Annotated in this window: 23 protein-coding genes; 8 read left to right on the top strand and 15 right to left on the bottom strand. The window is 64.0% G+C overall.

Annotated elements, in window-relative coordinates; translation table 11 throughout:
• Nucleotides 1-68 precede the first annotated feature (68 nt).
• Nucleotides 69-1730, bottom strand: coding sequence for a tannase/feruloyl esterase family alpha/beta hydrolase (locus tag D7S89_RS01800; RefSeq protein ID WP_121275047.1), 1662 nt, complete (start codon nucleotides 1728-1730; stop codon nucleotides 69-71).
• A gap of 313 nt (nucleotides 1731-2043) precedes the next feature.
• Entirely contained in the window at nucleotides 2044-2472 is a 429-nt protein-coding gene (locus D7S89_RS01805; RefSeq protein WP_121275049.1) for a MarR family winged helix-turn-helix transcriptional regulator, read from the bottom strand.
• Between the two features lie 88 nt (nucleotides 2473-2560).
• Between D7S89_RS01805 and D7S89_RS01810 the strand changes: the two genes are divergently transcribed.
• From D7S89_RS01810 to D7S89_RS01840, 7 genes are all read left to right on the top strand, one after another.
• A complete protein-coding gene (locus D7S89_RS01810; RefSeq protein WP_121275051.1) occupies nucleotides 2561-3469 on the top strand; it encodes a LysR family transcriptional regulator in 909 nt (302 codons plus the stop codon).
• A gap of 184 nt (nucleotides 3470-3653) precedes the next feature.
• The gene (locus D7S89_RS01815; RefSeq protein ID WP_121275053.1) at nucleotides 3654-4733 is read left to right on the top strand and encodes an HlyD family secretion protein; all 1080 of its coding nucleotides are present in this window, start codon (nucleotides 3654-3656) and stop codon (nucleotides 4731-4733) included.
• A 17-nt stretch (nucleotides 4734-4750) separates the two neighbouring features.
• Nucleotides 4751-6328, top strand: coding sequence for a DHA2 family efflux MFS transporter permease subunit (locus tag D7S89_RS01820; protein WP_121275055.1), 1578 nt, complete (start codon nucleotides 4751-4753; stop codon nucleotides 6326-6328).
• Nucleotides 6329-6340: 12 nt separating this feature from the next.
• Nucleotides 6341-7762: an efflux transporter outer membrane subunit gene (locus D7S89_RS01825; protein WP_121275057.1), complete on the top strand. Its 1422-nt coding sequence runs from the start codon at nucleotides 6341-6343 to the stop codon at nucleotides 7760-7762.
• Nucleotides 7763-7813: 51 nt separating this feature from the next.
• Nucleotides 7814-8998, top strand: a complete 1185-nt coding sequence (locus D7S89_RS01830) for a thiolase family protein (RefSeq protein ID WP_121276000.1) — start codon at nucleotides 7814-7816, stop codon at nucleotides 8996-8998.
• Between the two features lie 125 nt (nucleotides 8999-9123).
• On the top strand, nucleotides 9124-10197 hold the full coding sequence (locus D7S89_RS01835) for a glycosyltransferase family 2 protein (RefSeq protein ID WP_121275058.1): 1074 nt from the start codon (nucleotides 9124-9126) through the stop codon (nucleotides 10195-10197).
• A 68-nt stretch (nucleotides 10198-10265) separates the two neighbouring features.
• Nucleotides 10266-11429: a glycosyltransferase family 87 protein gene (locus D7S89_RS01840; protein WP_245982590.1), complete on the top strand. Its 1164-nt coding sequence runs from the start codon at nucleotides 10266-10268 to the stop codon at nucleotides 11427-11429.
• A 4-nt stretch (nucleotides 11430-11433) separates the two neighbouring features.
• Here the strand turns inward: D7S89_RS01840 and D7S89_RS01845 are convergent, their stop codons facing one another.
• The 13 genes from D7S89_RS01845 to D7S89_RS01905 all read right to left on the bottom strand — a co-directional run bounded on the left by D7S89_RS01845 (nucleotide 11434) and on the right by D7S89_RS01905 (nucleotide 22872).
• Complete coding sequence (locus D7S89_RS01845; protein ID WP_121275062.1) at nucleotides 11434-12492, bottom strand: TadG family pilus assembly protein; 1059 nt, start codon at nucleotides 12490-12492, stop codon at nucleotides 11434-11436.
• A 4-nt stretch (nucleotides 12493-12496) separates the two neighbouring features.
• A complete protein-coding gene (locus D7S89_RS01850) occupies nucleotides 12497-12925 on the bottom strand; it encodes a TadE/TadG family type IV pilus assembly protein (protein ID WP_121275064.1) in 429 nt (142 codons plus the stop codon).
• A gap of 1 nt (nucleotide 12926) precedes the next feature.
• Nucleotides 12927-13778 carry a tetratricopeptide repeat protein gene (locus tag D7S89_RS01855; RefSeq protein ID WP_121275065.1) on the bottom strand — a complete coding sequence of 284 codons (852 nt, stop codon included), beginning with the start codon at nucleotides 13776-13778 and terminating at the stop codon, nucleotides 12927-12929.
• Nucleotides 13775-14758, bottom strand: a complete 984-nt coding sequence (locus tag D7S89_RS01860; protein WP_183085069.1) for a type II secretion system F family protein — start codon at nucleotides 14756-14758, stop codon at nucleotides 13775-13777. Before D7S89_RS01860 ends, D7S89_RS01855 begins: the two co-directional genes overlap by 4 nt.
• A complete protein-coding gene (locus D7S89_RS01865; RefSeq protein WP_245982592.1) occupies nucleotides 14755-15729 on the bottom strand; it encodes a type II secretion system F family protein in 975 nt (324 codons plus the stop codon). The genes D7S89_RS01860 and D7S89_RS01865 overlap by 4 nt, the downstream gene beginning before the upstream one ends.
• Nucleotides 15726-17063, bottom strand: coding sequence for a TadA family conjugal transfer-associated ATPase (locus tag D7S89_RS01870; protein WP_425470728.1), 1338 nt, complete (start codon nucleotides 17061-17063; stop codon nucleotides 15726-15728). The genes D7S89_RS01865 and D7S89_RS01870 overlap by 4 nt, the downstream gene beginning before the upstream one ends.
• A 27-nt stretch (nucleotides 17064-17090) precedes the next feature.
• Entirely contained in the window at nucleotides 17091-18296 is a 1206-nt protein-coding gene (locus D7S89_RS01875) for a CpaE/TadZ family protein (RefSeq protein WP_121275069.1), read from the bottom strand.
• Nucleotides 18297-18323: 27 nt separating this feature from the next.
• Nucleotides 18324-18713 (bottom strand): CpaD family pilus assembly lipoprotein, encoded by a 390-nt coding sequence (locus D7S89_RS01880; RefSeq protein WP_121275071.1) that lies wholly within the window; start codon nucleotides 18711-18713, stop codon nucleotides 18324-18326.
• 25 nt (nucleotides 18714-18738) lie between these two features.
• Entirely contained in the window at nucleotides 18739-20052 is a 1314-nt protein-coding gene (locus D7S89_RS01885) for a type II and III secretion system protein family protein (protein WP_121276006.1), read from the bottom strand.
• Between the two features lie 110 nt (nucleotides 20053-20162).
• On the bottom strand, nucleotides 20163-21158 hold the full coding sequence (gene cpaB, locus D7S89_RS01890; RefSeq protein WP_121275073.1) for a Flp pilus assembly protein CpaB: 996 nt from the start codon (nucleotides 21156-21158) through the stop codon (nucleotides 20163-20165).
• Between the two features lie 19 nt (nucleotides 21159-21177).
• The gene (locus D7S89_RS01895) at nucleotides 21178-21651 is read right to left on the bottom strand and encodes an A24 family peptidase (RefSeq protein ID WP_121275074.1); all 474 of its coding nucleotides are present in this window, start codon (nucleotides 21649-21651) and stop codon (nucleotides 21178-21180) included.
• Nucleotides 21652-21754: 103 nt separating this feature from the next.
• Nucleotides 21755-21937, bottom strand: a complete 183-nt coding sequence (locus tag D7S89_RS01900) for a Flp family type IVb pilin (RefSeq protein WP_121275076.1) — start codon at nucleotides 21935-21937, stop codon at nucleotides 21755-21757.
• A 212-nt stretch (nucleotides 21938-22149) separates the two neighbouring features.
• Nucleotides 22150-22872 carry a response regulator transcription factor gene (locus D7S89_RS01905; protein WP_220702114.1) on the bottom strand — a complete coding sequence of 241 codons (723 nt, stop codon included), beginning with the start codon at nucleotides 22870-22872 and terminating at the stop codon, nucleotides 22150-22152.
• Between the two features lie 26 nt (nucleotides 22873-22898).
• Between D7S89_RS01905 and D7S89_RS01910 the strand changes: the two genes are divergently transcribed.
• The gene (locus tag D7S89_RS01910) at nucleotides 22899-23636 is read left to right on the top strand and encodes a fascin domain-containing protein (RefSeq protein ID WP_147426578.1); all 738 of its coding nucleotides are present in this window, start codon (nucleotides 22899-22901) and stop codon (nucleotides 23634-23636) included.
• The last annotated feature ends 6 nt before the right edge of the window (nucleotides 23637-23642 follow it).

Consider the following 23642-nt stretch of genomic DNA (forward strand, 5'->3'; position numbering starts at 1 on the left):
AGCCGAAACGGTGTAGATGCCTCGTCCTAGCGAATCGGCGAGCCGAGCATCAGCGAAGGTGAGGGGCGCTATTGCTGCGCGCACGAGAAACTCGCCGCGTCGTTGATATCGCCCGTGCCCTTGTACTTGGGCCAGGCCGGGTACTCGCATAGCGGTCGCGTACGCCCGGGCACGCCGGCGGTATCGCCAACGATTTGAGGCGGCGGCGCGTTGCCGTGTTCGACCCAATTCTCGAGCGTCGTCAGCGAATCCCACGCCGCGTTGAACACGCTGCTGACGGCGTGGCCATAGCCGGGAATCTCGTAGTAGCGCACGAAGTGGCGCACGGCCGTCGCACCCATCGTGATCTGCAAGCGACGATAGTATTGCTCGGTCGAGCGTGGACTCACGAGCGCATCGGCGGTGCCATGCGCCATCAGGATCTTGCCGCCTCTGGCGGCGAACGCGGTGAGGTCCGTCTTGTTTTGATCCTGAAGGCTCGTCAGGTAGCTGATGCGCGCCGCAAGTGGGCCAGGGTGCTGCGGATCGACGTTCAGCGAGTTCGCACTGGGGTCGCGCGTCACGAAGAAGCGAATCCACTGATCCCAGAACACGCTCATGTAGGGCGCCGTATCCGGCATCGGGCTGGCCGGCTGCGACGTGCCCATCGCCAGCGCAATCACCGTGGGCTGCAAAGGCGAGGAGCCCGCCATGCCGAGGTCGGTGCCCCACACGTTGAAGCCCGGGTACTGCGTCTCGCCGCTCGCCAGGCCGTAGTTGATCCTGATCGGCGTTTCGTAGACTTTCAGCGCCGCGATCTGCGCATCCGACAGGCAGGTATCGCCCGTATCGGCACCGTCGGGGCAGCGCAGCGGCGCACCATTGAGCGTGGCCGTCGCGGGATCGAAGCGGGCGTTGCACGCCGTCACGTTGCTGATGAGTCCGTCGCGTACGCCGTCCAGCGCATCGCAGGCCTGCATCGCTGCATCGTAGAGCGCTTTGCGTTTGGCTTGATTCAAATACGCGCCCGGCAGCGCGAACGCACGCGTGATCCGGCCGAATTGCAAGTCGAGCGTGGCGCCATTCCAGGCCGGGTAGAGCACGATGGCGCCGTCCCAGTCGTGCGGCCAGCGTTGCACGGCCGCCAGCGCTTCGCGCCCGCCCGTGGAGCCGCCTGCAAAGTAGGCGTGTCTGGGGGCGGTCGCGCCGTAATACGTGTCGATCAAATGGACCGCGATGTCGCGCGTCTTCTTCAGCGCGTCACTCGCATAGTTGGCCAGCGATTCGTCGTTCATGCCGAACGAGCCGTCCTTGCTGCCGAGCGCGCCCGCCTGGTGGCCCGAGTCGCTGGCGAATACCGCGTAACCGCGCGCGAGCGGCACCGGTGAATCGACCGGGCCGGCGGGAACGTTGCCCGCGGTGTCCGGGATCGTGCCGTCGTAACCGCCGCCGCCGAGCATCAGAATCTTCTGGTTCCAAAGGCTCGGCAGGTCGACCTGGAACTTGATCGGCGGCGCAGCAGGATCGACGGGGCCGATCTCGCCCGACAGACGGCAGTGTTGGCCTGTGCTCTCCGGGGCGGTGCTCGATGTGTCGACCCACACGGCGGCCGTGACGATGGCGCCGGTCGTGGGCAAGCCGATCATGGCTGGTGCGATGCGCATGCCGTTCATTTGCGGGCAATCGATGACGGGATGGACGCGCGCGGATGCTTCGAGCGCGTGGCAGACGGAGTAAAGCGGCAGCAGCATGGCAGCCGCGGCCAGTCGGGCGGCTGTCGTGCGTATGACGTGTTGGCTCGGGACGGTTGTTTTCACTGCGGCTCCTTGGTTCGTCGATTTCTTGATGCGTCAAACGCAAGCAACATCGGAAACGGGTAAGCACGCTTGCCAAACGGACGGCCCGGCAGGGTTGCGCTGGAGGAGGGCGGCGGGCGCGTGACGTAGGGACCGAACGCAATGATAGAAAAAGAACGCTCGCGTGGCGAGGCCAGGCGAGCGCAATGTCAGGTGGGGGGGCGGCTCAGTCGATTTGAAGGTATGCCGCGCGCAGAACAAAGCAGGCTTAATCCACCGTCGTCAAGCTGAACAATTCCTGACGCAGTGCTCGAGCACGCGACTGGCCAAACTTGTCTTCGAATTCCGTTTGCGCCGCTTGCCAAGCCTTCGTCGCTTGCTTGAACAGGCGAAGACCGTCGCGCGTCAAATTCAGTGAATAGGCCCGCGCGTCGTGTTCCGCGCGTGCGATCGAGACGATATCGTCGCGCTGCAACGGCTTGAGCGCGCGAAGCAGCGTCGTTCTGTCCATGACCAATGCGTCGGCGAGCTCGCTCATGAGGAGGTCGCGTCGGCGCGATAACGCGACCATGATCGAGTATTGCGTCGCAGTGACGCCGAGCGGCGCAAAATGGCGCTCATAGATTTGTGTGACGAAGCGCGCTGCTTGACGCATGGCGAAACAGTTGCACGCGCTGCCGATGTCGATTTCGTTCATACTTCCAATCTATGTGTGCATATGCATACTGTCAACCATGACAGGTGGGCAGCGGCACGCCGCCTGGTCGGGACCATAGGTGGTGCTCATGGACTATTTCGACAAGCTCCGCGTTTTTCGCTCGGTAGTCGAAGCGAAGAGCTTTACCCGCGCAGCCGACATGCACGGACTGCCGCGTCCTGCCGTTTCAAGGGCGATTGCCGAGCTGGAGGAGCAGCTTGGCAGCCGGCTGCTGCACCGGACGACGCGACAGGTATCCCTGACCGAGGCAGCCGAGCGCATCTACGAGCGATGCACGCATATCCTGGATGAGCTCGACGCGCTCGAAGCGGACGTGCAGACACAAACGCGCGAACCCGAAGGGCTGTTGCGCCTGGCTGCCCATACTTCGGCCACGCTCAATCGACTGGTCCCGTTGATCGCCGGCTTCAAGCAGGCTCATCGCCACGTGCGCCTGGATGTGACCCTGACCGAGCGTCCGATCGACCTGGTGGCGGAAGGCTACGACCTCGGCATCGTCGTGCCCTATATGTTGACGGCCGAGACGACGGTGGTGCGCCTGCTCACGCGCATGCCGTTCGTGATCGTCGCCACGCCCGACTATCTGGATCGATCGTCGACGCCGACGCACCCGTCGGAGCTTGCCAGTCACCTTTTTGTCGCGATGTCCCCCTCGATTCGCCGCCCCAACATCGCCTTCCGCATCGGGAACGACGAGTTGTCCATCCCGCTCAGGTTCGAGGTGTCGTCGAACAATCCGGTGTTCAACCGGGAGATGGTGCTGCGGGGATTGGGCATCGGTCTGGTGCCGGCTCCGTTGGTCGAGCAGGAACTCGCCTCCGGCAAGCTGGTCCGTCTGTTGAGCGAATTCGAGCTGATCGACGGCCATGTCGAATTGAGGCTCGCCTATAGCAGTCGCACGCTGCTGCCGGCGAAAGTGCGGGCCTTCGTCGAGTATGCGACGAGCTTCTTTGCGTCGACTCCCCCCTCGCAGTAGACGACAGGATGCGATTGGTATCGTTCGGGATACCAATCTGATGGTTTAGAAGGGATCGATTCGCATCGCGTGAATTGCTAATGTGTGTATGCACATAACGACCACCGAGGCTTTGTAGAGCGACGATTGTTTCGCGATTCGCCTCTCTCTTTTGAATAAATAGTGCATATACACAGGTGACCACATGAATACCTCCGCCGCTGAGAAAACCGCGGTAGCAGATCCTGCCGTCAAGGCAAAGCCCCGTCAGACTCCGTGGATGAAGCTGGCCGTGTCGGCCGTCGCCGTCGTGCTTGCGGCCGCGGGCACGTATTGGTACACGGTCCTGCGCTTCGAGCAGACCACCGACGACGCGTACGTTGGCGGCGACGTAACCGTCATGGCGCCCAAGGTCACGGGTTTCGTCGACGATATCCGGGTGACGGACAACGAGCATGTGAAAGCGGGGCAGGTCCTCATCCGCCTCGACGCGCGCGACTACGACGCGCAGCTCGCCCAGGCGAGGGCGGAAGTCGAGCGCGCAAGAGCGGTGGTCGACGAACTGCAGGCCCAGCAGACGCTTCAAGCGGCAGTCATTGCCCAGCAGGATGCGGAAAAGAATGGGTCGCTTGCCGAACTGACCCGTGCGGCGTCCGACAAGACGCGCTATCGCGAACTGGTCAAGATCGATGCGGTGTCGAATCAGATCGTCGAACGCGCCGACGCCGACTACGCGAAGGCCCAGGCAGCGGTGCAGCGGACCGACGCAGGCGTGGCCGCCGCCAGGCGTGACCTCGACGTCATCGCCGCGCAGCTCGCCGACGCCAGAGCGCGCGTCGACACGGCTCAGGCTGCGCAGCGTGTCGCGGAACTGAACGTCGAATACACGACGATCCGCTCCCCCGTCGACGGCTACATCGGCAACCGCTCCGCACGTGTGGGCATGCTGGCGAAGGTGGGCGTGCCGCTGCTGACCGTCGTGCCCGATAACGGCCTCTGGATCGATGCGAACTTCAAGGAGGACCAGCTCAAGAAGGTGCGCGGCGGCGACGCGGTCGACTTTACGCTCGACGCGTCGAGCCAATCGTTCCGCGGTCACGTCGAAAGCCTCGCGCCGGCCACGGGGGCGACGTTCAGCGTGCTGCCACCCGAGAATGCGACGGGCAACTTCACGAAGATCGTGCAGCGCGTGCCGGTGCGCATCCACGTCGACGCCCAGTCCGGACTCGACCATGTGTTGCGTCCCGGCCTGTCGGCGGTCGTGACGGTTCACACGGACAAGTGACGCGACAGGAGCGCAGCATGGAATCGAATCTTCATTCCGCCGACCCGGCCTCGCAGCCGATGAAGCAACGGGTGTTCGCGTTCGCGCTGATGTGCGTGGGTTTCTTCATGGCGACCCTGGATATTCAGATCGTGGCGTCGTCGCTGCGTGACATCGGTGGTGGGCTGTCAGCCAGTCAAGACGAGTTGTCGTGGGTTCAGACGGCATACCTGATCGCCGAGATTCTCGTCATCCCGATGTCAGGATGGCTCTCGAAGGTCTTTTCGACGCGGTGGCTGTTCGTCGCCTCGGCGGTCGGATTCACCGCGACGAGCATGTTGTGCGGCGTGGCTTGGGACATCAACTCGATGATCGTGTTCCGAGGCCTGCAAGGCGCGTTGGGGGCCGCGATGATCCCGACCGTGTTCACGACCGCATTCGTCCTGTTCCCGGGCAAGCAGCGCATCGTCGCCTCGACGACGATCGGCGCATTGGCGTCGCTCGCGCCCACCATCGGCCCGGTGATCGGCGGATGGATTACCGACCAATGGTCGTGGCACTGGCTGTTCTATCTGAACCTCGTGCCGGGGCTCGCCGTGGCCGCGCTAGTGCCCAAGTACGTGCACGTCGACGATCCCGATCTCGCCCTCCTCAAGAAAGGGGACTACCTCGGCATTCTGCTGATGTCGGGCTTCCTCGGCTGCCTGGAGTATGTCCTCGAGGAGGGGCCGCGCAAGAACTGGTTCGGTGACCCTGTCATCGTCACCTGTACATGGATCTCGGCCATCTGCGGTTTTCTGTTCGTGGTCCACGCGCTGACCGCGCGAGACCCCATCGTCGACATTCGCGCCTTGCGGGTGAGGAACTTCGGGATCGGCAGCCTGTTGTCGTTCATCACGGGGACTGGCATCTTCGTGGCCGTGTTCCTGACGCCGCTGTTTCTTGCCCAGGTGCGCGGCTTGAACTCGCTGCAGATCGGCATTGCGTTGCTGTCGGTGGGGGTCTTCCAGTTGCTGGCGCTGGTCGTTTATGCCATTGCCACGCGGTACGTCAGCATGTGGGTGCTGATGATGTTCGGGCTGATCTGCTTTGGTCTCGGCTGCTATCTCTACACGCCGCTTACGCATGACTGGGGTTGGCAGCAACTGCTGTTGCCGCAGGCGCTGCGCGGCATCGGCCAGCAGTTTTCGATACCGCCGATCGTGACGATGGCGCTGGGGTCGCTGCCGCCGTCGCGTCTGAAGTCGGCGAGCGGGCTGTTCAACCTGATGAGAAATCTCGGCGGGGCGATCGGCATCGCGGTCAGCGCGACGATGCTCAACGATCGGCTCAACTTTCACTACCTTCGCCTGAACGAGAGCGTGACGGCGGGCCGCCCACAGGTCGAGTCGATGCTCGACGACCAATCGGCTCACTGGGCGAGTGTCGCCGGCGATGTGCTCAATGCCGCGCAATCGGGGCTGGCGAACCTGCACGCGCTGATTTACCGCGAAGCGCTGACGTTGACCTACGCGGACACCTTCTACGTGCTGTCGCTGTGCTTTCTTGTGGCGATCGTCACCGCCTTGTTCTCCAACCCCATTTCGAACGCCGCGCCGCCGCCGGACGCGCATTGAGGTCATCACATCATGAAGAAGCTACTGATCGCCGTCGCCGCAAGCGTGTTGGTGTCCGCCTGTGCGGTCCAGCCCGCGGCTCACCGTGACTTGCCGGAGACGGTGAAGCACATCGCACCGGAAAGCTGGAGCATCGAAGGGCCGCAGGCGGATGTCGATGCCAGGACGTGGTGGGCTCAGTTCGAGGACCCGATACTGAATCAACTCGTCGACATGGCCTTGACCGACAACCTCGACCTGCAAGCTGCAGCGGAGCGCGTGAAGCAAGCGCAGTCGCTGACGGTCCAGAAGCGCGCGGTGTTGCTGCCCGAGCTCGACGCGACTGCGCATGCCGCCGATACGCGCCAGAACACGCCGCCGCCGTTGGGCTATGTCAAGGAAGCAGGCGTGGGGCTTGCGTTGAGCTGGTCGCCGGATGTCTTTGGTGGAGAGCGCCTGGACCTGCTGGCAGCCCAGGCGCAACTCGTGGGCGAAAAGCATGCGCAAGACGCCGTTCGGCTCGCATTGGCGGCCAACACAGCCTCGGCTTATGTGGACCTTCGCTGGGCGCAGGCTGAGCTCAAGCTATTGCAGGATAACGAGCGAATCCGCGAACGCGCACTCGAGTTGACGCAGGCACGGCTCAAGTACGGGCTCTCGACCCAGCTAGACGTTGCGCGCGCGCAAAACCAGCTGGATGCGCTCACAGCGAGGATTCCGCCGACGCAGGCGACGATTCAGCACCAATTGAATCTGATCGCGGTGTATCTGGGCAGAACGCCGGAGTCGATCGACAAGCTGGTGCTCGCGACGCCGGCGCCGATTCCCACACCACCGATCACCGTGCCGCAGACGTTGCCGTCGGAGGCGTTGCTACGACGCCCCGACGTGTTGACCGCCTATGCGCAAGTCGAAGCGAGAGCGGCGCAAGTGGGCGTGGCGCAAGCGGAACGGTATCCGAAATTCTCGCTGAACCTGACCGACGGGTTGCTGGCCGCGTCGTTCCTCGGTCTGCCGACGCTGACGGACAACCTCTTCAGCGCGGCGTTGAGCGCGACGAGCCCGATCTTCAATGCTGGCCGCATCACGGCGGGCATCGAGCAAAGCGAGAGCAAGATGCGCGAATCGGAGCTCAATCTGCATCAAGCGATGCTGCAGGCGCTGCGCGAGGTCGAAGACTCGCGGGCCGATCTGGTCAGCACGACGCAGGAAACACAGCGGCTCGAGCACGCTTTGATCGCATCGGACAAGTCTTTGGCATTAGCCAACGAGCTTTACAAAGGTGGCGCGACCGACTTTCTCGACGTGCTGTCCGCGCAGGAGACCTATCTACATGACTCGGATGCGTTGAATCAGGGGCAGCGCGAACATGCGCTGGCGGCCGTCGCGTTGTACCGCTCGCTGGGCGGAGGCTGGAGTCAGAACGGAGCGGCGGCCGTAGCGAGCAGGGAGTGAAGTGACAAGGGGGACTAACTCAGTGCGGTGATTTCGATAGGAGCGGTGATGATGAATACTCGAGAAGTCGTAATTTGCAACCCGGTCAGGACGCCGATCGGCGCGTTCGGCGGGACGTTGAAGGAGGTGCCGGCGACGACGCTGGGTGCGCTGGCGGTGCGGGAAACGCTGCGCCGCAGCGGCCTGGACCCGAACGAACTCGCCTCGGTGGTGCTCGGCAATGTGATCCAGGCCGGCAATCGGATGAATCCGGCTCGTCAGGCGGCGATTGGCGGTGGGGTGCCTGTCGCCGTTCCCGCCCTGACGGTGAATCGCGTCTGCGGGTCGGGCGCGCAGGCGATCGCGAACGCGGCTCAGGAGATTTGGCTTGGGTTCGGGGAGGTGGCCGTAGCGGGTGGCATGGAGAATATGGACCGTGCCCCGTATCTGCTGGCGAGCGGCCGCTGGGGGAGTCGCATGGGCGATGCACCCGTTTTCGACAGCATGCTCATGGATGGATTGGTCGACGCGTTCTCGGGCGAGCATTCGGGCTGGCATACCGAGGATCTGGTGGCGAAGTTCGAGATTACGCGCGAGCGGCAGGATCGCTGGGCGGAGCGCTCGCACCAGCGATTCGTCACGGCGCAGGTGCGGGGCTTGTTCGACGCCGAACTGATCGCAGTCGACGTCGCGGGACGCAAGCAGCCGGTCAAGTTCGAGCGCGACGAGCAGCCGCGTCCCGATACGACGGTCGAGACGCTCGCCAAGTTGCGGCCGGCGTTTCGGCCGGACGGCACGATTACGGCCGGCAACGCGCCTGGCCTGAACAGCGGCGCGGCGGCGATGCTGGTGACTGAGCGTTCTTTTGCCGAAAGCCGAGGCATCGAGCCGATTGCCAAGCTCGTGTCGTATGGCGTTGCGGCGGTCGAACCGGGCATGTTCGGACTGGGGCCGATTCCGGCCGTGCACATGGCGCTGGCACGAGCGGGCTGGTCGTTGAAGGACGTGGAGCGATTCGAAATCAACGAGGCGTTCGCAGCGGTGCCGATCGTCGTTGCCCAGCAACTCGGTATCGACGAAGAGCTCGTGAACGTCGAGGGCGGAGCGATTGCGCATGGGCACCCCATCGGCGCGACAGGCGCCGTGCTGACGACCCGTCTCGCGTATTCGATGCGTCGGGATGGCATCAAGCGCGGCATCGTCACGCTTTGCATCGGTGGCGGGCAGGGTATTGCGCTGGCGTTGGAGGCGCTTTGAAGTGAAGGCGGCTGGCTGGCGATTGAACAACCGACAAAATCACCTATCCTGACCCAGTAGTGCAACGTAAAACAGGGTGTTTTGCGCGCCGATCGGTGGGAGCGATCGACGCGCCGGGAGGGGCCATGTCCGCGCAAGCCAACAAGCCGTTGATTTCGCTGGTGGTGCCGTTCTATAACGAGCAGGATGCAGTGGATGCCTTTTTTGCCGGCACGCTGCCGATTCTCTCCAGGATCGCTGGCATTCGCTTCGAAGTCGTTTGCGTCAACGACGGCAGCAGCGATGCGACACTCGATCGGCTGATAGCCGTCACCGAGCGCGAGGCGCGCGTCAGCGTCATCGACCTCACGCGACATTTCGGCAAAGAGGCCGCCTTGACCGCAGGGATCGAGGCCGCGGAGGGCGACGCCGTCATTCCGATCGACGCGGACTTGCAAGACCCGCCAGGCCTGATTCCGGTCATGATCGAGCACTGGCGTCACGGTGCCAGTGTGGTGGCCGCAAAGCGAACGAATCGCGCGGACGACTCGTTCGCCAAGCGAACCGCCGCCGCGCTTTACTATCGTGTCCACAACCTGCTGTCCGACATCAAGCTGATCGACAATGTCGGCGATTTTCGGCTGATGGACCGCGAGGTCGTCGACGCGCTACGCCGGTTGCCCGAACGCCGTCGCTTCATGAAGGGGCTGTTCTCGTGGGTCGGGTACCGGACCGTGGTCGTCGAATACGAACGTGCGCCGCGCAGCGCTGGCGCCTCGAAGTTTTCGGGGTGGCAACTGTGGAATCTCGCGCTCGAAGGCATCACGGGCTTCAGTACCGTTCCATTGCGATGCTGGACTTACCTGGGTGTGCCCATCGCTATCGGGGCGTTCTTGTACGCCGGTTTCGTCGTGATCCGAACACTGCTCTTCGGTAATCCCGTGCCGGGCTACAGCTCGCTGCTGTCGGTTTTGTTGTTCCTCGGTGGGGTGCAATTGATCGGCATCGGCATGATCGGCGAATACATCGGGCGCATCTATTACGAGTCGAAGGGACGTCCTGTCTATCTCGTGCGCCGACGCTATCGCCAGGTCGTTGCGCCCAAGGTCACGTCGATCAGGGAGGGCATCGTGTCGGAGCGCCGTCTGCCGAAGATCGTTGCCACTCGCAGGCGCGTCCCGTCCCGGGCGTCTCGCAACCACCGGCAGACGGTGATGTGATGGCCGTATGCGAGCGCTCCGTCGACACGCATGAGCAGCATGCAGCAGGATGGCTCACGAAGCAGCGCATGGTGATATACAGCGGCACGATACTCGTGCTGTATGCGCTTTTCCTGCTGGCCTGGGTAGGCGCGAGCCGCGGCTTTACCTCCGAGCCTATCGCGAGACCCGGCGTGGATTTTTCGGTTTTCTGGGCCGCCTCGTATCTGATGCTCCATGGTTCGCCTTGGCAAGCCTACGATCACGTCGCGTTCGCGACCGCGGAGCAGACGCTCTTCGCTCATTTCGGGAAGGCCGACTTTCTGCCATGGCTGTATCCGCCGACGTACCTGCTGGTCGTGACGCCGCTGGCCTTACTGCCGTTTGCCGTCTCGCATGTGATGTTCGTCACCGGCAGCATCGTCGTGTTCGTGCTCGGCACGCTGCGCGTCTCGGGCCTCGCGAGCGTGGCGGGCGGATCGCGCGTGGCCGCCTTTCTGGTGGCGGCATGCCCGTGCGTCTTCGTGACGAGTGTGTTCGGTCAGAATGCACTACTGACCGCAACGGCCGCCGCATTCGCCGTGCGCTGGCTCCATGCACGCCCCGTATGGGCCGGGTTATGCATCGCATTTCTGACAGTGAAGCCTCAGATGGGCATCGCGTTCCCGTTCGTCTTGATGGCGGTGGGGGCCTGGCGCGTCTTCACGGTAGCGGCGCTCGGCAGTGGGGCGTTCGCGCTGGTCAGCGTACTGGTGGGGGGCGGCATACGCTCCATCCAGGGGTTCCTGGTCAACACGCGGTTCGCGCGCGAACATATTCTCGAGCATAGCGTGCGGTTTCATTTGGCCTCGCCCACGGCGTTCGCGGCGCTGCGCCTCGCTAACGTGCCGCTGACTTTCGCCTACCTGGGGCAAGGATTCGTCGCCGTCGTCGCGATTGTCGCCGCATGCCTGGTTTGGAGACGCTCGCAAGAAGCGAGCTTGCGAGCGGCTGCGTTGGTGACGGCGACGTTGCTGGCCAATCCGTATCTGTGGCACTACGAGCTCGCCTGGCTGGGTGTCGCCCTTGCCTGTATGGCCGCGATCGGCTTGAGCCAAGGGTGGCGGCGCGGCGAGCAGCTGCTGCTTGCGATGGCCTGGCTGTTACCGCTCTATGAGTTCTTCAACCCTGGGGTGATGCTGCCGCAGATCGGTCCACTTGTTTTGCTCGCCTTGCTGTGGGCGCTCGTACGACGCGTGCAATGCATCGCGTGATCGATCACGACGCCAATTGGGGCGCGGAGTAGGCGCCGTAGTTCGGACCTGCGCCGCCCGTAGGCACCGGAACCTGATAGCCGGCGACGAAATGTCCCTGGATGTACTTGCCGCTGCCGCCCACCGACGCATCGATGTAGAAGGGCGCGAACGCGACGACCGATTCATAGGTGCCGTTGAGCGTTTGCGTCGTAACAGGCATCAATACGGTGGTCGCAGTCGGGACTGAGCCGTAGAGCGCGGTCTTGGAGCCGGGTTGGAGATAGATGCTGTCGCCGATGTTCACAGCGGTCGGATTACCCGACGACATGAGGGCCTGCAAAGTGGGGACGTCGCTGGCATTGGTCAGGAACGACGTCCACTGGCCCGCGGAACAGGATGAGCCGTATGTCTTGCTGTTGGAGATCTGCAATTCGTAGGGCGCGCCGGTTGTCGGATCGATCTTCGGCGTATTGTGGGTCGAGTCCCAGTACTGGTTGTAGACGCACTGATCGAGTGCGACCGGAAATAGTCCGCCGGCGCCGATCGTTCCCGGCGAGGTGACGACGGCAACGGCCGTCGCGCTGCCCGAGACGCTTGCGATGTTCATGACGCCGGCGAGCAACAACGGGATCGGCCCGCCATTGACGTTCGTCGCGCGAGTGATCGTGACCTGCACCGCGGGCGCGTCGTACGTTCCCGGCGTGATCGTCGACGCCTCCATGCCGGCAGGCGTTCCGGTCAGATTCCAATATCCGGTGCCGATCGTGCCCGTCGAGAATTTTTTCCCGTCCGCCGCATTCAGTGCGATCGCGCTGGTCGCGGCGGTTTGCGCTTGCGACCAGTTCGGCCCTGAACTGGCGGATGCCATCAATGAGCCGGCGCCGGCGAGCGCGGCTGCGTCGGCCGCATTCTGCAACTCGTTCCGGGCGACGGCGATGCGCGCGATGTCGATGGCGAATGCGCCGAAGGCCAGTAACGGGATCAGGAACAACAGGAAGAACAGCACGACGGAGCCGTCTTGCCGGGCCTTCGCAATGAGGCGGCTCTGGGCAATAGGTCGCGTCCGCGCCGGGTGCCGCATACGGTCACTCGTAGTTCATGACGGTCGTCGCGCTCAGCGTCACCGGCCCGGTGAGCGAACTGAGCGCCGAGCCGACGAACAGACCCTGGTACGTATAACTGACGGTCACCGTCAACGGATCGCCGGACAAGGTCCCGCTCGACTGGTTGACCGTGACCGTCGGCGACGCCGGGGTGCCTCCCGAGATGAGGCTGTTCTGCGTATAGGTAAGCGCGACGTTGGTGATTTGCGTGGACGTCAGGCGCGGGACATGCACGACCACGCCGGCGCGCGCCGCTTCTCGACTCGCGTTGGTAATGACCGCCTTGTCGCACAACATCAGGCTCACGTCGACGATGCCGAACAACACCATCATCAGGAACGGAAGCACGAGAGCGAATTCCAGGGCGACGACGCCATCTTCGTTTCGCGGCGAGGTGGGCAATCGCCTCATGTCATTGCTTCCTCGTCGACGTGGGGCCTTCCTCGTTCGCCGCGCGTGGCGGCGGCACGGCGGACGGTGTCCGCACCGCGAGCTTGGCCCGTACCGTTTGATAGACGCGCAAGTTGTCGTCCACGGCCGATGGCGGGAGATCGAATTGAAGCACCTTCCTGGCCGAGTCGGGCTTGCCGAGCACGCCATAGCCGAACGCCAGGTTCTGCCGGGCTTGCCACGGCGCGTCGGACAGACCGGCGACATCGAGCAGCGTGTTGACGCCCTCGCGCGCGCGGTTGCTCAAGACCAGTGAAAGGCCCAGGTCGATACGAATGCCCTGGGCATCGGGGTGCGCTTGCAGCGCCCGGCGATAGACCGCTTGTGCTTGCTCATGATGCTGCTGAAGATCGAGCACGGTGCCGAGCCCTTCGGCCGCGAGCACATTGTCGGGTTGGGCCGCCAGCAGCGCTCGATACAGCATGGCCGCATCGTCGAGCCGGCGTTGCCGCAGCGCGACGCGCGCCAGTCCGAGCTGGGCGCCCGGTTGATTCGGCGCTTGCGAGGCAGCCTGCGAGTAGAGCACCTGGGCGCGATTCAGATCGCCGGACTGATACGCGACATCCGCGAGACCGAGGCGCGCCCTGATCGAATCCGGATGGGCGGTCAACACGCGTTCGTACAGCGTACCGGCGAGATCGGTGTTCTCGCCTGATAGCGCGCTATCCGCGATCTTCAGATCGGACTCCGAATTGTCGCCATGACTGGTCTGCACGGGCCTCACGTCGAGCCGGCCATCGGCGCATCCGCTCGACCCGACGAGAATCGACAGCACGCCGGCGAGCGCAATCGTTTTTGCTCTAGCGGTTTTCATTGGGAGGTGAACACGGACATCAATCGAATCACGGCAGGCCCGCCCGCGATCACGGCCACGGTCGGGAGAATGAACAGCATCATCGGCAGCGTGATCTTCGTCGCGAGCTTGGCGGCTTTTTCTTCGAGCGCCGTCATCTGGTCGTTTCGTTCGGCTCGCGAAAGCGTGCGAAGTGCCTGCGAAATCGGCGTGCCGTACTCTTGAGACTGAATGAGCGTCGTCACGAGCGCCTGCACGGACGGCACGTCCACGCGTGCGGCCAGGTTGCGCAATGCCGTGGCGCTGTTCGAGCCGACATGCAATTCATCGGCCGTCACGGAGAGTTCGTCGGCGAGAGGCGGGCAGATGGCTCGAAGCTCATAGGCCACGCGCTTGATGCTCACCGGCAGGCTGTTGCCGGCATTCGTGCAGATGACGAGCAGATCGAGCGCGTCGGGCAGGCACGCCAATATCTTCTTTTGGCGCCGGCGCACTAGCGCGCCGAGCGCATACTCGGGAACGATCAGGCCGAGCACGAACGCGCCTGCCAGCGCCAATAGCCGGATGACCAGGTAGTCGCCGAAACGCGGAATGGCGGGCGCCAGAGCCAACGCGCTGAACCCGGCCGCCGTTCCCGCGACGAGCTTGATCCCGACCATCGTGGAGATGGCGCGCTGGTCCCGAAATCCCGCATGCGTGAGCTTCACATGCAGCTCGGCCCGCTGCCCCGGATTGAGGATCGGCACGCGCTCGCCGAGCGCGGCGATACGACGAGACAGCCCTTTCTTGAGATTCGCACGCAGCCGCGCCGCTGCGTAGGCAGTCGAGGTCTCGCTATCGAGCAAGGTCGCCTCGCGCATGCGCTCCGTGATTTGCGCACGCGTACGCGAACGGGGCCCCGCCATCAACCATGCCGCGACCCAGATCAACAGCACCAGCGCCAGCAGCGCAATCAGGCCCGAGCCTGTGCCGCCGAGTATCGTGGAGTGGAGGTTGCTCATCGCGAGGTATCCAGCTTGGACAGGCGCGTGATCGTGAACAAACCGATCGCGAGCAGGACAGCGGCCACAGTCAGCATCTTGTGACCGGCTCTGGTCGTAAACAGCAGCTCGATGTAGGGCCGATTGACGAGGAACAGGAATCCGGCGACGGTGAACGGCACCGCGGCGATGACCTTGGTCGTGATGCGTCCCTCCGCGGTCAGGGCTCGGCTCTTCAACCGGATATCGCGGCGTGTGCGAATGATTTCGGCCAGCGCCTCGAGTGTCTCGCCGAGGCTCCCGCCGGTTTCCCGTTGCAGCAGCAAGTAGACGGTGAAGAAGGAGAAGTCCGCGATTTGGAGGCGCTCGGCGGCCTGAGTCAGGACGTCCTTGATGTCCACCCCGAGTAACAGACTGTCCCCCATGACGCGAAAGGTCGAACGAACGGGCTCGTCGGCATCGTTGCCCGCCGCGTTGATGGCCTGGACGACGGGAACGCCGGCTCGAACCGCGCGCACGATCAGATCGATCGCATCGGGAAACGCGCTGAGAAAGCGTGCGCGAAAGCGCGCCACGATGAACCGGTAGCTGAATCTCGCCCCCAACAACGGGGCCGCGACATAAGCGAAGACACGCACGAGCGCGGGTGGTGCCAGCAGGCTGGCACCGACGATGGCCGCCACGAGACCGCCGAGGGCACTCACGTAAATCAAGCGTAGTCCCGCCGCGCCGCCCACCGCACGGACGTGCGTGAGCTGTCGGTGGAACGCGGCGAGAAGTGGCCCCCGCTTGCGCTCGAGGCTCAGCAGTGCGACGCCCGCGGCCGCACGATCCGCGCGAGGGCTGCCTGCCCGCAAGGGGATGTCGTGCATGCGTTGATGGATGCGTTTGCGGGCCTGCCGATTCGCCAGCACGGGGAGCCTGGGCAACGCACCGCCTAGGGCGGCGGCCACCACGAAAGCGCCAAAGGTGACGAGATCGGTGGCGTTCACGATCGCATCGCCTCGAGCAGCGCGTCTTCGACACCGTAGTGAGCGGCGCGTGCCGCGAATGCGGGCCGCACCGAGGTCGAAGCGAACACCCCGCTCACGTCGTCGCGAGACGCACCGGCATTCTGTTGAAACACGAACAGGTCCTGCGTGATGACGACGTCGCCCTCCATGCCGGTGATTTCCGTCACACGGGTGACGCGGCGCATGCCGTCACGCATCCGCTCGATTTGAACGATGAGGTGTACGGCGCTCGTAATCTGGCGTCGGATCGACAACAGCTGCAGATTGGCGTTGGCCATCATGACCATGCTTTCGAGGCGGCTGATCGCATCGCGTGGCGTATTCGCGTGGACGGTCGTCATGGATCCGTCATGCCCGGTGTTCATCGCCTGCAGAACGTCGAACGCTTCGGGGCCGCGAATCTCGCCGAGAATGATGCGGTCGGGCCGCATGCGCAGCGCGTTCCTGACGAGGTCGCGCTGCGACACGCCGCCCAAACCCTCGGTGTTTTCCGGGCGTGTTTCGAGGCTCACCACATGGGGTTGCTGCAACTGCAGCTCCGCGGCATCTTCGATCGTGACGATCCGTTCATGCTCCTCGATATGCTGCGACATCGCGTTGAGCAACGTCGTCTTGCCCGAGCCGGTCCCGCCCGAAATCACGACGTTGAGCCGGCTGACGCAGGCGAGCTTGAGCACCTGCAGGATCGCGGGCGACAGGTTGCCTTGCTGCGCCATGCGCGCGAGCGTGATGTCGCGCTTGGCGAACTTGCGGATCGAGATGGTCGGCCCCCGCATCGAGATCGGCGGCAGGACGACGTTGACCCGGCTTCCGTCTGCGAGCCGCGCATCGACCATCGGCGAGCTTTCGTCGACGCGGCGACCCACCGCGGCGGCGATGCGTTGCGCGACGTTGACGACGTGCGCGTCGTCGCGAAACTTGAGGGACGTCAGTTCGAGCTTCCCCTGGCGCTCGACGTAGACCTGATCGGCACCGTTGACGAGGATGTCCGTGACGCTTTCGTCAGCCAGCAGCGGTTCGATCGGACCGACGCCGAACATGTCGTTCAGGATGGCTTCGACGATCAGGACCTGCTCGCCCGCGGTGATCTTCAGTTGTTCGCGTTCGATGACATGCCGCGCGATTTCGTCGATGCCGGCGCGCACCTCGCTGCGCGATTTCATCAGCGCGGCAGATAGATTCATCGAGGTGAAGACCGCAGAGCGGACAGCCTCGAACTTCTCGGAGCGGATCAGCTCTTCGTGGCTATCGAGCGGCGCCGGTCCGCGCGTCGGCAGGCGGCCGGTGGAGATCGGGGCCGGTGGGGGCGCAATACGATCCTTCGTGCCGAACTTCACGATTTACCCCCATCGTCTGGTGAGCCGCGCGTACCAACGGGTGGCAGCTGGCGCGCCTTCCCCGGTGATGTCGCGCGCCAACGCGGCGACCTGGCTCAGGAAGCCGCCATCGCGTGCGGTGCCGATGGGCTCGCCGAGGTTCTCCGCGAGCGCGAGCGCCTTGGGTGCATAAGGCAGCTCGTGCGCGATCGTGCGACCGAACACCTGCTCGAAATCGGCGGGCTCGACCCGGCCGTCCACGGGCTCGAGCGGATTGTTGAGCAGGACCGAGGTGACGCGCTCGCCGGCCAGCTCCTGAGTCAGCCGAATCAGGCGCGCACATTCGCGTGCGGCATGCACCGACCGATCGGAGACGAGGTAGACGAAATTCGAGGCGTCGAGCGCTTCTTCCGTGACCCGACCCGCGACACGCGGGACATCGAGCAGGATGTAGTGAAAGTCCTGCTTGAGCGCATCGACGAGCTCACCGACCGCGCCGGCCCGGGGCGACGGATCGGTCCCATAGGGGAGCTCCGCCGATAGCAGAAAGAGGCGGTCCGTCTTGGTCACGAGCGCGCGGTCGATGAACGAGGCATCCGGGCGTCGGGGCAGTTGCAGCAGTTCGGTCAACCCGTTGTTGCTCGAGATGCCGAGCTGCGCACCGGCCGCACCGCCGTTCAGGTTCAGGTCGACATACGCAATGCGGCGACGCGTCTCGCTCGACAGATGACGGGCCAGGCATACCGCAATGGTGGTGACGCCCACGCCGCCGCGCGCGCCGATGAAACTGAGCACTTTGCCGGTGCGCACTTGAAGCACCGGCTCGTTCGACGCCAGCGAGCGGCGCAACAGGTCGACGGTCAGCGGCTTGACGAGATAGTCCTGCACACCGATCCGAAGCAGATTGCGAAAGAGCCCGACGTCGTTTTTATCCCCGATCGCGACGACCTTGATCGAGGGCTCGCAGACCTGGGAAAGGCGCGTGAGGTCCGAGAGCGGCATGGTCAGATGGGACACGTCGACGATCAACTGCTTGGGTGAGCGCTCGACTTGTTGCAGCAGGCGGATCGTGTCTTCGAACGTGCCCAGTTGCAGATGAGCGTTCGAGAGGCCCTGGTCCCGCAACAGATTGCCGATCACGTCGCGGCTGCCTGGGTCGGAGACGATCGCGACGAAGTCCGCCGTTTTGACGGAGTCGGGTTTGCCGGAAAACGATGTCGCGACTTTCATGATGGTCGGGCTCCGAGCATGCGCGGGTCAGTGACCGGTTCGCGTTGTCGTCGAGGTGGGGGTGACCGGTTGCTTGAGGCGGTCTTCTTCGAGGCGTCGTACGGCCGATGTCGCGACGTTGGCGTCCGCACCCGCATACGGCAGCGGTGCGACGAGATCCTCGGGGCGCGCGAGCATGGCGGCCAAATTCTTGTACGTCGCGCAGCCGAACGCGACGCCGGGGCGGCGATAGCCTGCGTCCACGAGGGCCGGGGGCTCGACGAGCGTCGCGCAATCGGGCGGCACGGCCCGCCCGTCTTCGAATCGGATCACCGACGCATCGGGAAGATTGAGCGGCGGCTTGGTCAAACAGCCGCTCAACGCGAGCGGGATCAGCGACGCGAGCGTAGCGGTCAGGGCGCAAGCGCGAAGGGACATGGGCGGCGCTCCTCGTCGATGGGGATCAATAAACGAATCCGGCCGGGCCGGCGAGCCGCGGCATGTCGCCGGCAAGCGGATCGAGACCGAATTCGTGTTGCAGAACGAACTCCAGGTCGCTGCTCGGTTTCGTGACCGTGTCGATCGCCTGGCTCAGCTGTCCGGGGTTCGCCGGCTGCACGATATAGGGCGTGACGATGACGACGACTTCCGACTTGTCGTCGAGAAAGTTCTTCGAGGAAAAGAGCCGCCCGATGACCGGCAGCCTGCCCAAGCCCGGCAACTGGGACACCACATCGCTCGTCTGGCTTTGCAGCAGCCCGCCGATCGCGAAGCTTTGTCCGCTGGACAGCTCGACCGTCGTTTCGACGCGGCGCACCGTGAGCGCGGGGACCTTCACGCCGGCCGTGGTGACGCTGTTGCTCGGGTCGAGCTCGCTGACCTCGGGGCGCACCTTGAGGCTGATCCGGTTGTCGGCCAGGACGGTCGGGGTGAAGTCGAGCGACACGCCGAAAGGCTTGTATTCGATCGTGATCGCGCCGGTCGTGTCCTGCGCGACGGGGATCGGAATCTCGCCGCCGGCCAGAAAGCTGGCGGTCTCGCCCGACATCGCCGTGAGGTTCGGCTCGGCGAGCGTGGTCGTGAGGCCTTCCTGATCGAGCGCGTCGAGCACGACGTCGATGGACCATTTGGAGGTATGGAAGCCGCCCTGTACGGAAAAGGCGCCAGTCGACGAGAGGTTGAAGAGATTCGTGGTCGGATCGAGCAGTTGCCGGCCGTTGAACAGTCCACCCATGAAATTGCCGACGTGACCGAGCGAGCTCCAATTGATGCCGAGCTGCTGCGTGACGTTGCGATCGACCTCCGTCACGCGCACGCGCAGATTGACCTGGAGCGGGCGCGACAGGGTCAAGCGATTGACGAGCGTTTCCTGATCGTGCAGGTAAGGCTTGAGCGATTGCACCACCGCATCGGCATCGGCCGCGCTCGGGACGCGTCCCTCCACCATCAGCGAGCCCGGCGCACTGGTGACGGTGAGCTTGAGTTGGGGAAAGCGGGCATCGATGATGCGCTGGAGCGATTGCGTGTCGAGGTTCACGGCGACGGTTTCTTGCAGGATCGGGCGGTTGTCCTTGCCCAGTGCCATCAGCGTCGTCGTGCCGGCCTTCTTGCCGAGCACGAGAATCGTTCGTGGCGTCGGAACGTGCACGTCCGCTACGCTCGGGTCGGCGACGAATACCGTCGTGGCCGGCTCGGGCAGTTGCACCAACTTGCCGCTGCCGCTGGCGACAGCCAGGACGCCCGCGACGGGCTCGGCGGCTGTCTCCTGGATCGGCATGCCGCCGAGCAGGAGCGCCCAGATGCAGCAGGAGCGAACGATCGAACCAGCCATGCTCACCATCTGACTCCTCGCTCAAGGAAGGTGACGCGGTCTCAGTCTTCCGGCTTCTAGCGTTTCGTTGAGGCAGGGGCCTCGGCCGCCACCGTCGCCGCGCTGTCGCCAGACGACACGGAGGGCAGCGGCGGCAAACCCGGCATGCCGATGCTGGCCGACGTGTCGCCTTGGTCGACCTTCGAACCGCGATAGATGACGACAGGCTGCGCTTCGTCTCCGACAGCATTGCCGACCGGCGCGGTCGCGCCGCGCGGCACAGACGTTCTAAGCGCGCGCGACACATCGCCTGCCCACACCGGCGGCGCGTTGGTCTCGAGTTCGCCTGCCGCCGTCTGGTCCTGGCGGTCGTTCGTGGCGAAGCTGCGCAGGGCGAGGGACAGCGCACCTAAATGCGTTGCCACTGCGACGACCTGGGCCGTATGGGGCGAGACTTCCAATGTGATCGTGCGTGCATGGGAAGCGGGGTCGTTGTTACCGGCCGCCTTGCCTCGCTGCAGTGTCGACCCGACCGCCAGTACGCGGACCCGCTGGGCAATCGTCTCCGACTCGACGGCGTGCTCGGTTGGGGCAGGGGTATCGCGTGTACCGCTCAATTGCTGCGTGAGCAGCACATCGACGTAGTCGCCGGGCTGGATCAACCCGGCGTTGCCGGATACTTCGTCGATGGCGACCGAGATCGCGCGCATGCCGGGGTTCAGCGCCGCGGCGAGAAAGTCGGGTGCGTCCGCGGGAATCACGTCGGCGGTGCGAAGCAACGCGCCCTCGCTCACGGCTTTGCGCAGGAGGGCGCCCTTGAGGTCGCTGCCGCCGCTTGGGCCGATGGTGAGCACGTCGGACGGGACCTGCCCATGCGGCACGTTTTGCCACTTCAGGTCGCTCGCACGCAACAACAGCCCTTGCGGCAGATTCGCGGCCGCAACGGGGACGCGGTCATAGACGGTCGCGGCGGGCGGCTTCGGTGTCGATGCGGCGACATAAAGCACGCGCACGACGAGCGCCGCGATGATGGCGCTGATCAGCAGCAGGGCGATTCTCAGTGCGTTCGGCATGGCGGCGACCGGAGAGTGTTCATAACACGGGGGCCGGCGCGGGCGCGGCGAACGATGCCCAGACCGCCGCGGTGCCGGCCAGTGCAAGTGCAATTCCATAGGGGACTTCGCCTGCCCGGGATGGCCGGACGAGCAGCGTGTGGCGGTGTGCCAGGACAGCCAGGGCGAGGACGAATCCACCCACACCGGTCAGCAACAATGCCGAAACGGCAAAGGATGGGCCCGCCCAAAGAAAAACGGCGGCTGCAAGCTTGGCGTCGCCTGCGCCGATCCAGCCCAGACGGAACATCAGGGCCGACAACACGAAAGCGAGTGCGGCCGTGGCCAGATGCTGCGCGAACGAAACCAGGCTCGTGTGGGCGAGCGGCGCCGCAACGACGTACAGCACGACGACGGCCACCACGAATGGATTGGGCAGCCGCCTGAAGCGCAGATCGTATGCTGCGAGCAATACGAAGACGAGCGAAGTCGCCAACTGCACCAGGTGAAGCATGGAATGCCTCCCGTGAGCAGCACGCTGCCGCGGGACATCGCTGTCCCTTACGGATTCGCTTCGCCCTTCGGCGACGTGCGCAGCAAGGATTGCAGCGGTACGTTCAAATCAATCCGGCGATTTTCGTCATCAAGCTCGTGAATATCGATGGAAGGCCGCTGCTCGTGCTGCTGAGAATGGTGCCGACTGCAGCAACCGCGACCACCACGATACCCGCGAGCACAGCGTATTCCAGCGCGCTGACGCCGCGTTCATCACGAGCCAAAGCCTTCAGAAATTTCAGCATGAGCCTCTCCCTGATATGCAATGAGCACCGATGTCGAGCCTTCGCCAATCATCTCGGATCGGACGGATTCCTTGTCTGATGATTCGCCGTTCATTTATAGGCGAATGGGAATTTCTTTTCAAATGCAATGGCAGACGACGCGCTGCAATATGCATACCGAGCGGGTAACGTGTTGAAGGGGGCAGAACGCTGGCGGGGAGGGCGTGCGCGCTTTACTGGCCCTGCACGTTCAGGCCCAGTTTGTAGCCGATTCCGCGCATGGTCACGATCGTGCTTCGTGTACGTGTCGCTTCGTTACCATGCATCTTGCGGCGCAGTCGTGCCACCAGGACATCGACGCTTCGCTCGTTGCTTTCCTTCTCCCCGGATTGACTGACGACCTCACTGAGATAGGCTCGCGTCAGTGGCCGGCCACGCGCTTGCACCAGCGCGGCGAGCAGGTCGAATTCGCCACGGGTCAGGGGGACCGCCTGCATGGCGCGGTCCATCAATTCGCGCCGCACCAGATCGACGGTCCATTCGCCGAAACCGAGCAGCGTCTGATGCGAAGCCGCTCGACCGGCCGCGCGCCGGCGCAGCACCGTACGCACCCGTGCCAGCGCCTCACGCAGCGAAAACGGCTTCACGAGGTAATCGTCGCCGCCCATTTCCAGCGCGACGATACGGTCGGTTTCATCCAATCGGCAGGTGAGGAAGATCAGCGCAACCGAGCTGTTGCCGAGAATGTCGCGAGCCAGCTGCATGCTGTCGCAGTCCGGTAAGCCGATGTTCAGAAAGACCAGGCCGATCGCGTAGCGTTGCAGCTGTCTGCGGCAAGCTGCCCCACAGTCGGCTTCCAATACCCGAAATCCAGCGTCTTGCAGGTACGTTGCCAATGCGCCGCGCATAACGGGATCGTCTTCCACGATCAGCAGTTGCTCGCGAGAGTCGAGCACGACGTACCCCCTTCGATGAGCGTGCCATGACGAAGCGAAAATTGAACCATGGTTCGCAATTGGTTCGCAATGCGTTAGCCAGGTCTATGCACAATCGTGTCGCTTTCAAGCCGCGCATTTCCTCTTTATTCGAAATAGATCCCTCATTTGGAGGTCACAAAGTGAATGCAACGTTTTTGAAACGTCGTGCAGGTCTCGGCATGTCGATGGCATTGGCGCTCGGTGTCGCGCTGGTCCCGGCGCTCGTTTCCGCGGACGAGCGAGCCGAATCCGGAACCCGGTATTTGTCCAGCGTGATCGCGGATTCCGTCGCGACGAGCACGACGACGAGCCCCCTCTGCACGCAAAGTGTGGCCATCACGTCGATCGCCAACAGCGACTTCGTCTCTGCAGAGCTTGGATACGCAGGGGACGAATATGCGATGTTGCGCGCCCGGGCCACGGTAGAAGGGCCCTGGGAGAAATACACGGTCTGCAACGTCCCCACCGGGGGATATTGGACGATTCAATCGGAGGCCAACGGGTTGTACGTCTCCGCGGAGCTCGGCGACGCGGGGGCGCAATACGGCATGTTGCGCGCGCGGGCTACCGTCGTAGGTCCCTGGGAGAAGTACACCTTCGGGTCCTGCGGCGTCGACTGCACGGTGATTCGATCGCTGGCCAACGGAAAGTTCGTCTCCGCAGAGCTCGGCTACACGGGCGATCAAGTTGGGATGCTGCGCGCACGGGCTGCTGTCGTCGGTCCTTGGGAGCAATTCCGCTAAGGTGAT

This window comes from Trinickia fusca (genome assembly GCF_003628145.1).
GTDB classification, from domain to species: domain Bacteria; phylum Pseudomonadota; class Gammaproteobacteria; order Burkholderiales; family Burkholderiaceae; genus Trinickia; species Trinickia fusca.